Source organism: Pedomonas sp. (assembly GCF_036515995.1).
In the GTDB taxonomy this organism is placed as follows: Bacteria; Pseudomonadota; Alphaproteobacteria; order Sphingomonadales; family Sphingomonadaceae; genus Pedomonas.
Window position 1 is genome coordinate 1 of sequence record NZ_DATBUP010000049.1, and the last position, 10,062, is coordinate 10,062.

The 10,062-nt window shown below is 65.4% G+C and carries 11 protein-coding genes; 3 read left to right on the forward strand and 8 right to left on the reverse strand.

Annotated features, from left to right (window positions below):
* The 3 genes from sufC to VIG90_RS04160 form a co-directional block, all read right to left on the reverse strand.
* Window positions 1-508 (reverse strand): Fe-S cluster assembly ATPase SufC (gene sufC, locus VIG90_RS04150; RefSeq protein WP_331592184.1); only part of this gene is annotated, 508 nt, incomplete at its 3' end.
* 33 nt (window positions 509-541) lie between these two features.
* Complete coding sequence (sufB, locus tag VIG90_RS04155) at window positions 542-2,008, reverse strand: Fe-S cluster assembly protein SufB (protein ID WP_331592185.1); 1,467 nt, start codon at window positions 2,006-2,008, stop codon at window positions 542-544.
* Window position 2,009: 1 nt separating this feature from the next.
* Window positions 2,010-2,477, reverse strand: coding sequence for an SUF system Fe-S cluster assembly regulator (locus tag VIG90_RS04160; RefSeq protein WP_331592186.1), 468 nt, complete (start codon window positions 2,475-2,477; stop codon window positions 2,010-2,012).
* Between the two features lie 319 nt (window positions 2,478-2,796).
* Here VIG90_RS04160 and VIG90_RS04165 point away from each other — a divergent pair, with 319 nt between their 5' ends.
* Both VIG90_RS04165 and VIG90_RS04170 read left to right on the forward strand, forming a co-directional pair.
* A complete protein-coding gene (locus VIG90_RS04165; RefSeq protein ID WP_331592187.1) occupies window positions 2,797-3,138 on the forward strand; it encodes a DUF952 domain-containing protein in 342 nt (113 codons plus the stop codon).
* A complete protein-coding gene (locus tag VIG90_RS04170) occupies window positions 3,138-4,184 on the forward strand; it encodes a quinone-dependent dihydroorotate dehydrogenase (protein WP_331592188.1) in 1,047 nt (348 codons plus the stop codon). The genes VIG90_RS04165 and VIG90_RS04170 overlap by 1 nt, the downstream gene beginning before the upstream one ends.
* Window positions 4,185-4,385: 201 nt before the next feature.
* Here the strand turns inward: VIG90_RS04170 and VIG90_RS04175 are convergent, their stop codons facing one another.
* From VIG90_RS04175 to VIG90_RS04190, 4 genes are all read right to left on the reverse strand, one after another.
* On the reverse strand, window positions 4,386-4,784 hold the full coding sequence (locus tag VIG90_RS04175) for a type II toxin-antitoxin system VapC family toxin (protein WP_331592189.1): 399 nt from the start codon (window positions 4,782-4,784) through the stop codon (window positions 4,386-4,388).
* A gap of 3 nt (window positions 4,785-4,787) precedes the next feature.
* Window positions 4,788-5,027, reverse strand: a complete 240-nt coding sequence (locus VIG90_RS04180; protein ID WP_331592190.1) for an antitoxin — start codon at window positions 5,025-5,027, stop codon at window positions 4,788-4,790.
* A gap of 231 nt (window positions 5,028-5,258) precedes the next feature.
* Window positions 5,259-6,224, reverse strand: coding sequence for a pseudouridine synthase (locus tag VIG90_RS04185; protein WP_331592191.1), 966 nt, complete (start codon window positions 6,222-6,224; stop codon window positions 5,259-5,261).
* A 296-nt stretch (window positions 6,225-6,520) separates the two neighbouring features.
* Window positions 6,521-7,510: an SGNH/GDSL hydrolase family protein gene (locus tag VIG90_RS04190; RefSeq protein ID WP_331592192.1), complete on the reverse strand. Its 990-nt coding sequence runs from the start codon at window positions 7,508-7,510 to the stop codon at window positions 6,521-6,523.
* Between the two features lie 152 nt (window positions 7,511-7,662).
* Here VIG90_RS04190 and VIG90_RS04195 point away from each other — a divergent pair, with 152 nt between their 5' ends.
* Window positions 7,663-9,438 (forward strand): cation:proton antiporter, encoded by a 1,776-nt coding sequence (locus VIG90_RS04195; RefSeq protein ID WP_331592193.1) that lies wholly within the window; start codon window positions 7,663-7,665, stop codon window positions 9,436-9,438.
* 138 nt (window positions 9,439-9,576) lie between these two features.
* Here the strand turns inward: VIG90_RS04195 and VIG90_RS04200 are convergent.
* Window positions 9,577-10,062, reverse strand: a 486-nt coding sequence (locus tag VIG90_RS04200) for a DUF885 domain-containing protein (protein WP_331592194.1), incomplete at its 5' end; no start/stop codon positions are given.

Below are 10,062 nucleotides of genomic sequence, written 5' to 3' on the forward strand. Positions count from 1 at the left end.
CCAGCACCGCCATCTTCGGGGAAAGCACGGCCATCTGCACCATCTCGTTGCGCTTCTTCTCGCCGCCCGAGAAGCCCACGTTCACCGCGCGCTTCAGCATTTCGGCGTCCAGATCCAGCTCTTTTGCCTTCTCACGAATGAGGCGCAGGAAGTCGGCGGCGGAAACTTCATCCTCGCCGCGCAGCTTGCGCTGGGCGTTGAGCGCGGTGCGCAGGAACGTCAGGTTCGAGACACCCGGAATTTCCACCGGATATTGCAGGCCAAGGAACAGCCCGGCAGCGGCGCGCTCGTGCGGCTCCAGCTCGAACAGGTCCTGCCCGAGGAATTCCACCTCGCCGCCGGTCACTTCATAGCCGTCGCGCCCCGCCAGCGTGTAGCCGAGGGTGGACTTGCCCGCGCCGTTCGGCCCCATGATGGCGTGAACCTCGCCCGGCTTGATGGACAGGTTCAGGCCCTTCAGGATTTCCTTGCCTTCTACCGTGGCGTGCAGGTTTTTGATCTCAAGCATCAGCATTACTTCCTGTTCAAATCTCTTGCCGGATCAGCCAACCGAGCCTTCAAGGCTGATGCTCAGCAGCTTCTGGGCCTCGACGGCGAATTCCATCGGCAGGTGTTGCAGCACTTCGCGGCAGAAGCCGTTGACGATCAATGCCACCGCTTCCTCTTCCGAGAGGCCGCGGCTCATGGCGTAAAACAGCTGGTCGTCCGAAATCTTCGAGGTGGTGGCCTCGTGCTCGATCTGGGCGGAGGGGTTCTTCACCTCAATGTACGGCACCGTGTGCGCGCCGCTGGTGTCAGAGAGCAGCAGGCTGTCGCACTGGGTGAAGTTGCGCACGTTCTCAGCCGTCGGCAGCACCTTCACCAGACCGCGATAGGTGTTCTGGGCCCGGCCCACCGAAATACCCTTGGAGATGATCGTGGAGCGGCTGTTCTTGCCGATGTGGATCATCTTCGTGCCGGTGTCGGCCTGCTGGTAGTTATTCACCACCGCAACCGAGTAGAACTCGCCCACCGACTCTTCGCCCGCCAGCACGCAGCTTGGGTATTTCCAGGTGACGGCGGAGCCGGTTTCCACCTGCGTCCACGAAATCTTCGAGCGAGCGCCTTTGCACAGGCCGCGCTTCGTCACGAAGTTGTAGATGCCGCCCTTGCCTTCCTTGTCGCCCGGATACCAGTTCTGGACGGTCGAGTACTTGATCTCGGCGTCCGCCATGGCCACCAGTTCAACAACGGCGGCGTGCAGCTGGTTCTCGTCGCGCATCGGGGCGGTGCAGCCCTCCAGATACGAAACATAGGAGCCTTCATCCGCCACGATCAGCGTGCGCTCGAACTGGCCGGTGTTCTGCGCATTGATGCGGAAGTAGGTGGAGAGCTCCATCGGGCAGCGCACGCCCTTGGGGATGTAGACGAACGTGCCGTCCGAGAAGACGGCGCTGTTCAGCGTCGCGTAGAAGTTGTCGTGCATCGGCACGACCGAGCCGAGGTACTTCTTCACCAGGTCCGGATACTCGCGGATCGCCTCCGAGATGGAGAGGAAGATCACGCCCGCCTTGGAGAGCTCCTCGCGGAAGGTGGTGGCAACGGACACGGAGTCGAACACCGCGTCCACGGCCACCTTGCGCGCGCCTTCCACGCCGGCCAGCACCTTCTGCTCCTCGATGGGAATGCCGAGGCGCTCGTAGGTGCGGCGGATCTCGGGGTCCAGTTCGTCGAGGGACTTCAGCGTCGGCTTCTGCTTCGGCGCGGCGTAGTAGTAGGCGTCCTGAAAGTCGATCTCAGGATAGTTCACCATCGCCCACTTGGGCTCCTTCATGGTGAGCCAGTGGCGGTAGGCCTTCAGACGCCACTCCAGCATCCATTCCGGCTCCTGCTTCTTGGCCGAAATAAAGCGAATGATGTCCTCGTTGAGGCCCTTGGGCGCGAACTCGGATTCGATGTCGGTCGAGAAGCCCCACTTGTAGGTGCCGGTGAGGTCTTCAACAGTCGAAATGGTTTCTTGGGTCGCCATGTTAACGCCTCAACTCGTTTGCTGCGGCCGCCGGTTCCGGGGAAGTCTCCAGCGGGAGCGAAGCCGTGCCTTGCACCAGATCAGCCAGCGAAACCGTGGACAGGGCGTCGCGGATGGTGCGGTTGATGATCTGCCAGTGCGGCTTGACGGTGCAGATGCCCTCCCGCGCGCAGTTGCCCGGCGCGGGATCGGTGCAATGGGTCAACGCAATCGGTCCGTCCACCGTTTCAACGATGTCGGCCACCGTAATCTCCGCGGCGCTGCGCGACAGGGCAAAGCCGCCGCCAATGCCCCGGTAGGACATCAGCAGCCCGGCGCGGGACAACGTGCCCATCAGCTTGGCCACGGTCGGCAGGGGAATGGAGGTGGCGGCGGCAATATTGGCGGCTGACGGACGCACGTCCGTGCTCATGGCCATCTGACACATGACCACCACCGCATAATCCGCCAGGTTGGACAGGCGCACCATCGCGCAAACCTACTCCGCTTAAATCAGATCAATTTCGTCCGGTTTATGTGGGGGGTGGCCACGCGATGTCAAGCGTGGATGACGCCACAGGCTCCTGCCCGGCTCCGGCGCAGGATCGTTACGCCCAAGCGATGCGTCGCTTAGCCCATCCGGGCGCTAGGGAAAAGGGGGAACCGCCCTGCAAAGGCGATGTTTCTGCCGCAGTCTGGCCGCCCGGTCTTGTCGCGCCGGAAACGGGCCCGTATGGGAGGGCAAGGCAGGCGACTCGGAACCCCGGCGCCGCCCCGAAAGCAGCAACAGTGACGGGTCAGCTAAGCCGGTGAGCACCATCTACAAGATCTTCCGCCCGGGCGAGTGGGCAGAGGCGCAAGTGCAGGGCTCTTTTGCCGGCTCGGCGGATGACCTGCGTGACGGCTTCATCCACTTCTCCACCGCAGAGCAGCTGGAGGGCACCGCCGCCCGGCATTTCGCGGGGGAGGCCGATCTGGTGCTGGCGCAGGTGGACGGCGCACATCTGGGCGAGGCGCTGCGCTGGGAAGAGTCGCGCGGGGGCAAGCTGTTCCCGCACCTCTATGCGGCGCTGCCGCTGGCGGCCGTCACCCGCACCTGGACCCTGCCGATTGTCGATGGCGTACACCAGTTCCCGAAGGATCTCATCTGATGCCTGATCTCTATTCCCTCGTTCGCCCCGGCCTTCAGGCGCTGGATGCAGAAACCGCGCACCGCCTCACCATCATGGGGCTGAAGACCGGCTTCGTGCCGCAGGCGGGCAAGGATGACCCCATCCTCGGCGTCAGCCTCTTCGGCCTGAATTTCCCCAACCCCGTGGGCCTCGCCCCGGGGTTCGACAAGAACGCCGAAGCGCCGGACCCCCTCCTGAAGCTGGGCTTCGGCTTCGTCGAGGTCGGCACCTTCACGCCGCGCCCGCAGGTCGGCAACCCGCGCCCGCGCCTGTTCCGCCTGAAGGAAGACAAGGCGGTCATCAACCGCATGGGCTTCAATAACGATGGGCTCGACGCGGTGAAGGCCCGCCTCGAAGCGCGAAAGGGCCGCCCCGGCATCATCGGCGGCAACGTCGGCGCCAACAAGGACAGCGAAGACCGCATCGCGGACTACGTCACCGCCATTCAGGGCATCCTCGGGCTGGTGAGCTACATCACCATCAACATCTCCTCGCCCAACACGCCCGGCCTGCGCGCCCTGCAAAGCCGCGAGTCGCTGGCCGAACTCATCAACCGCTGCATCGAGGCGCGCGGCGCGGACAAGACCCCCATGCTGGTGAAGGTCGCCCCTGACCTCGTCGAGGCGGACGTGGAAGACATCGCCGCCGTGGCGCTGGAAAGCGGCATCGACGGGCTCATCGTCTCCAACACCACCATCACCCGCCCCGAGACCCTGCGCAGCGCCCACAAGGCCGAAACCGGCGGCCTCTCCGGCGCGCCGCTGTTCGAAGCCTCCACCGAAATGCTGCGCCGCTTCCACGCCAAGGTGGGCCACCAGATGCCGCTCATCGGCGTCGGCGGCATCGCGTCGGGCGCCGACGCCTACGCCAAGATCCGCGCCGGTGCCTCCCTCGTCCAGCTCTACAGCAGCCTCGTCTACGAAGGCCCCGGCTTGGTGGCCCGCATCAAGACCGACCTCGCCAAGCTCCTGCGCCGCGACGGCTTCGCTTCGGTGCAGGAGGCCGTTGGCGCGGACGCGAAGTAGGGTTTGATTTTCAGGGGTATTTTGCGGGGGTCTTAACCCCCGCGCCCCCATTCGTTTATCGGGCCGCGTCCTTCATCAAGGGCGCGGTCCTTTTTCTATTGTGGTGATTGGAAGCAACTTCGCTTCCGGCATTTCGCCGTGGTTCTGCCGTCCTTGCTGGTTGGCTCCTGCACCGACAGCAGCGAGCCCGACAGGCCGCTGCTATTGCGGAGAATCCCACGCCTCCATGGCAAGGCCGGGAATGTCGCGGAAGTCGGCCGCGTTCATCGTAATCAGGGTTGCCCGGTGCACGATAGCCTGTGCGGCAATCATGCGGTCGATGACTTTGGTGCGGGAATAGCCGGTTGCTGCAACAATGCGTCCGTAGGCTTCTGCCGTTTGTGCATCGAACGAGAGAATGGCGAACTGGCCCAGCAGCAGATCGAGGCGGGCGCGGCGGATGGGTGCCTGCGCGGGGTCGCGGTAAACACCGCCTTCCAGTTCCACTACGGAAACGGCAGACAGCAGCGGCATGCTGTCCAGTTGCGCGATGCGGTCCAGCACGGCGTCGTGGCCGTCACGCAAGTGAATGGCAACGTTCGTATCGATCAGCCAGGCCACAGGTTACAGCCCCGGACGCTCGGGCATCTCGACAGGCTCGCGTTCTTCCACCTGATCCGGCTTGGGCAATTTGCGTAGCGCCGCCACCAGATCAGCAGGAGAAGATCTGGCCGGGTAAATGGTAACGACGTCGCCATGACGGACAATCGTGACTTCTGTGTCCGCACCAAAGGCAACCTCGCGCGGCAGCCGTACCGCCTCGCTGTTTCCCGCCCGAAAGGTTCGGCTGTTCACAACCGTCATGGCGCACTCCGTGAAGTATCTACACGTATATACGGCAGTTCCGACGAAGGCTCAATTGCTGGCAGAGCAGTATGTTTGTCCTGCTTCCATCGTCGCATCCTAAGAATATGCGATCACATCTATTTTTAGGATTTCATATGCTTCAATATATGAACGCCACCCTATCCAACGGCGCGGCCCGATAAAACGAACGGGAGCGCGAGGGACAAGTCCCTCGCAGAAAACAAAGCATTATTCCGCGTTAGGCCCAACCAGCGTCAGCCGCTTGACCTCATCCGCCGCCAGCAGCCGATAAGTCCCCTTCGGCAGATCGCCGAGGGCAACGCCGCCGATGGAGATGCGGACGAGGCGCAGCACCTCGACGCCGTGGGCGGCGAGAAGTCGGCGGATCTGGCGGTTCTTGCCTTCGCTGAGCACGATTTCCAGCCAGCAGGTGCTGCCGCCTTCGCGCAGCAATGTGGCGGAGCGGGCGCTGAGGCGCTCGCCGTCGTCCTCGATGCCGGCAGTCAGCGCGGCGAGCAGGTCTGGAAGCCGGGGGTCGGTGGCGCGCCGGTCGATCTTCACATGGTAATGCTTGTGCACGTTGGAGGCGGGGTTCATCAGCCGCTCGGCCCAGACCGTGTCGTTGGTCATGAACAGCAGGCCCTCGCTCGCCTTGTCCAGCCGGCCGACCGGGGCAACGAACGGCAGACCATCCTGCCCGGCAAGGCAGTCGTAAACCGTGCCGCGCTGCTGGGGGTCGCTGCGGGTGGTCACCTGCCCGCGCGGTTTGTTGATCATGAGGTACACCGGCGCGGCGCTGGCGACGCTTGCGCCATCCACGCGGATTTTCGAGCGGGCGAGATCGACACGCTGCGCAAGGTTACGGGTGATGCGCCCGTCCACCGAAACCCGCCCGTCCTCGATGAGGCGCGCAGCCTCGGTGCGCGAGCAGAAGCCCAGCTTGGAGAGGGCGCGCGGCAGGCTGGCAACGGTGCCGGAAGGCTGGCCGGAGGGTTTGCTGGAGGGTTTGCCGGAGACTTCGCGCGCAGCGGGCTTGCCGTGCTGATTGCCCGGCTGGTTCTTCTGGTGATTTCTCTGGCGGCCAGTGTGCTGACCGGTGTGCTGGCCGGCGTGGTGGGGCTTGGATGTCTGCTGATCCCGGGCAGGCGTACGAACGCGCTGGGTACCGGCCCGGGCACGGCTGGGTGATTTCATGACGAACGTCCATCGTCGCGCGTAAGGCGCACTGCCAGCATGGCTGGCGAGAAGCCGGCGACAGGCTCGGCCTGACATCACGCGCGAAGGCGGGGCGATGGGCGGAGGTGCGGCGGCGGCATGCTGTCCCCGGACCCGCGCACGCCGCGGGGCCGGGCTAGATGCCCGCGATAAGCCTGCCGGACCGGAGCAGGCCGCGACGAATAAGGTCGTACAAACGCGCCATGGCGTGTCGGATGCCGCGCACGGCGGAGCGAGTCAAGCAAAGGCGGCCGCAAACGGCCAGTTGGACAGGATTACCGGGTGAAGCGGCGCCTGCGCCGATGCGCTCCGATGCCGAGCACGCCCAGCCCCAGCAGCGCGAGGGTTGCGGGCTCGGGCACGTCGGTGGGATCATTAAGCGCGGCAAGCGCCGCCTCGGCGATCAGCCGGTGCGCGGCCGTTGTCGGGTGCAACGGGTCGAAGAACAGGAAGCCGGAGCAGTCCGGCACGGCGGCGGGCTCCGCAAGGCAGAAGCTGTCGAGCGGCTGGGTGAAGCCGAATGCGGTGGGGTTGGCCTCGATGGCGTCGGTCAGCGGCGGGTAATCGAAGCGGAACAGCTGCGTGCCCGCCGCCAGCGTCAGGTCGTCGAGCGCGGCATCAAGCGCAGCCCCCAGAAGCAGAGACAGCTCCCGCCCTTCGGCCTCCGCCCCGTTCTGCTCGGGCTGCAGGCCGATGTTGGGAATGCCGCCCACCAGAATGTTGCGTGCGCCAAGCGCGCTCAGCGCCTCGATGCCGGCGGCGATGGTGGGCGCAACCGCGGCCGGGTCCGGCGCGTCCGCATCAGTGTGGAGAATGTCGCGCGCATCGTTGCCGCCGAAGTTGACCACATACAGCGCGTTTGGATCGGCCGCCGCGCCGCCCAGATCCGCCGCGAAGAATTCAAGCTGCTGCGGAAAATCAAGCGAGGGATCGATGTTCGGCACGGCCCTTGCGCCGCCCACCGAATAGTTGGTGCCGCCCGCCAGCCTAGGCTCCAGCAGCCCGAAGCCGAGGCTCTGGCTCAGGTAATCCACCCACATGGGGCCGTTGGAGAAGCGACCGTCGGAATAGCCCAGCGCCGGCGGGGCCGGATCGGGAATGCCGAGTGCGTCCGCGCCCAGATGCGCGTTGCCCGTGTCGGTCAGGCTGTCTCCGAACACGATGACATCGCTGTAGACGGGCGCGGCGGCCGCCGGCGCGCTTGCGCCGGCCAGGGCGATTACCGCAACGAATCCAAGCTCTGCGAATGTGCGCCACCGTGCCATGGAACGTCTCCTGAAATGGGCCTGCAAGGCGCCAGAACGAACGGGAGGAACGCGGCGCGGTTCCCCATAAAAACAGGCGGCAGCGGGCGGCCGTCAGCGTTCGTTCAGGAACTGTGTGACATTCGCTCCACTCTCTTGGAAGGGCAGGCCACATGGGTGAGTCAGGGCAAAGCACGCTGCTCCACGACGGGTTCCTGTTGCTGGGTTTCGCGCTGGTATTCGTGTTGTTGTTTCGGCGGCTGGGGCTGGGGGCGACGCTGGGCTATCTGCTGGCGGGCGCGGTGGTCGGCCCGCACGTGCTGGGGCTGGTGGGCGATGCGCAGGAGAAGCTCGGCATTGCCGAACTGGGCATCACGCTGCTGCTGTTCGTTGTCGGTCTGGAGCTGAGCCCGGCGCGGCTGTGGCAGATGCGGCGCGACATTCTGGGCGTCGGGCTGGTGCAGGTGGTGGCCGCCGGTCTGGCGGTGGCGGGCATCATCGCCGTGTTCACCAAGTTCACCGTGGCGGCGGCGTTTGCGCTGGGCCTGCCGCTGGCGCTCTCCTCCACCGCGCAGGTGCTGCCGATGCTGCAATCCTCCGGCCGCCTGAAGACGCCGTTCGGCGAGCGCGCCTTTGCCATCCTGCTGTTTCAGGATCTCTCCATCATCCCCATGATCACCATCATCGCCGCGCTCAGCCGCAACCCGGCGGATGCGGGCGGTCCCCCGGGCTGGCTGCTGGCGCTGTACACCATCGGCGCGATCGCCGGGCTGATCGCGGCGGGGCGGTTCCTGCTGCGGCCGCTGTTCCGGCTGATCGGCTCGCTGGGAGAGCGGGAGATGTTCATCGTGGCGGCGCTGTTCACGGTGATAGCCGCCGCCGCGCTGATGGAGGCGCTGGGGCTCTCAACCGCGCTGGGGGCATTCGTCGCGGGCGTGGTGCTGGCGGACTCGCCCTACCGGCACGAACTGGAGGCAGACGTGGAGCCGTTCCGCTCCATCCTGCTCGGGCTGTTCTTCCTCAGCGTCGGCATGATGCTGGACCTGTCGGCCATTGCCGAGCGGCCGCTGTTCGTCGGGGCCATGGCGCTGACGCTGATCGTGGTCAAGACGCTGGTGATCCTGTTGATCGGGCTGGCCATGCGCATGACGTGGCGCTCGGCGCTGGCGCTCGGGCTGCTGCTCAGCCAGGGCGGAGAATTCGGCTTCGTCCTGTTCGCGCAGGCGCAGAGCGCGTGGCTGATCGCACCGGAAGTCGCCAGCCTGTTCGGCGCGATCGTCACCCTTTCGATGGCGACGACACCGTTCCTGATGATGGCGACCAAAAGGCTGCGCGCCGAGCCGGTGCGCAAGGCCGAGGTGCGCGAAGGCCCCCATGCCGATCGGTCAGCAGAGAGCGGGGAGGCGGCCAACGCCCTCGTCATCGGCTATGGCCGCTTCGGCCAGACCGTGGCGCAGATGCTGATGGCGAACAACATTCCCGTCACGCTGATCGACTTCGATATTGAGATGATCGACGTCGCCCAGCAATTCGGGGCCAAGGTGTATTTCGGAGACGGCACCCGGCTGGACCTGCTGCGCCAGGCCGGTGCGGCCGATGCGGAGGCCATCCTGTTCTGCATGGATGGAGACCAGCTCACCGCTGGCATGGTTCACGAAATCCATCAGGCTTTCCCCAATGCCGCGCTGTACGTGCGCGCCTATGACCGGCGCAGCGTCGTCGCGCTGAAGGGCGCGCCGGTCAACGCCATCGTGCGCGAGGTGCTGGAATCCGCAGTCGTGATGGCGCGCCGGGCGCTGGAGGACATGGGCGTCTCCGGCGAGGTGATCCGCCGGGCCGAGACCCGGTTCCGCACCCATGATCAGGATCGGCTGGCCGCGCAACTGATCACCGGAGACCCGCAAGCCGCGCGAGACCAGATCATCACCCGCCCCGAACGGCCGGAGTAGGCTGGCGGAGTAGGCTGGCGAGGCAACAAAAAGGGCACCGGGGTGAACCGGTGCCCTTTCCGTTTCAGGTCAGGCAGGCAGCCTTATGGCTGGCCCCGCGTGTCTGTCGCAGGGCATGCGCCCTGCTCGAACGCCGTCTTACGACTGCGCCTTTACCTGCTTCACCCAGTTCTCGACGTTTTCCTTCATCACGTCGAGCGGAACCGGGCCGCTCTTCAGCACCACGTCGTGGAACTGGCGGATGTCGAACTTCGCGCCCAGCTCGGCCTTGGCGGCTTCGCGCACGCGCAGGATTTCCGTCTTGCCGATGAGGTAGGCGGTCGCCTGACCCGGGTAGACGATGTACCGCTCGATGGCCTTCTGGCTGTCGCCCAGCGGGTTCGGCGTGTTGTCCATCAGGTACTGGACCGCCTGTTCGCGGGTCCACTTCTTATGGTGCAGACCGGTGTCCACCACCAGGCGGGCGGCGCGCCACAGTTCCATGGCAAGGCGGCCGAAGTCCGAATACGGATCCTTGTAGCCGCCCATCTCCTTGGCCAGCAGTTCGGTGTAGAGGCCCCAGCCTTCAGTGTAGGCAGTGAAGCGGCCGAACTTGCGGAACATCGGGATGTCCTGCAACTCGCC

Bases quoted from the DNA above. Each gene is read 5' to 3' on its own strand.
- VIG90_RS04195 (WP_331592193.1), top strand. From the start codon at position 7,663: ATGGGTGAGTCAGGGCAAAGCACGCTGCTCCACGACGGGTTCCTGTTG.
- VIG90_RS04185 (WP_331592191.1), bottom strand. From the start codon at position 6,224: ATGAAATCACCCAGCCGTGCCCGGGCCGGTACCCAGCGCGTTCGTACG.
- VIG90_RS04190 (WP_331592192.1), bottom strand. From the start codon at position 7,510: ATGGCACGGTGGCGCACATTCGCAGAGCTTGGATTCGTTGCGGTAATC.
- VIG90_RS04170 (WP_331592188.1), top strand. From the start codon at position 3,138: ATGCCTGATCTCTATTCCCTCGTTCGCCCCGGCCTTCAGGCGCTGGAT.
- sufB (WP_331592185.1), bottom strand. From the start codon at position 2,008: ATGGCGACCCAAGAAACCATTTCGACTGTTGAAGACCTCACCGGCACC.
- VIG90_RS04160 (WP_331592186.1), bottom strand. From the start codon at position 2,477: ATGGTGCGCCTGTCCAACCTGGCGGATTATGCGGTGGTGGTCATGTGT.
- VIG90_RS04180 (WP_331592190.1), bottom strand. From the start codon at position 5,027: ATGACGGTTGTGAACAGCCGAACCTTTCGGGCGGGAAACAGCGAGGCG.